At 49.1% G+C, this 218-nt stretch carries 2 tRNA genes; both read left to right on the top strand.

Annotated features, from left to right (window positions below):
* Nucleotides 1-2 precede the first annotated feature (2 nt).
* Nucleotides 3-74, top strand: a tRNA-Glu gene (locus G9G54_RS25165).
* Nucleotides 75-142: 68 nt separating this feature from the next.
* Nucleotides 143-218: transfer RNA gene (locus G9G54_RS25160), tRNA-Val, on the top strand.

Below are 218 nucleotides of genomic sequence, written 5' to 3'. Positions count from 1 at the left end.
ATGGCCCGTTGGTCAAGGGGTTAAGACACCTCCCTTTCACGGAGGTAACAGGGGTTCGAATCCCCTACGGGTCATAAAAATATCATAAAAGGGCTTGCAATAAAAAGTTCATTATGGTATAATATGAGAAGTGCTTAATTGTGGAGGCTTAGCTCAGCTGGGAGAGCATCTGCCTTACAAGCAGAGGGTCGGGGGTTCGAGCCCCTCAGCCTCCACCA

Source organism: Paenibacillus sp. EKM212P, assembly GCF_011066115.1.
In the GTDB taxonomy this organism is placed as follows: Bacteria; Bacillota; Bacilli; order Paenibacillales; family Paenibacillaceae; genus Paenibacillus; species Paenibacillus polymyxa_B.
This window is presented reverse-complemented; position numbering and strand designations above follow the sequence as displayed.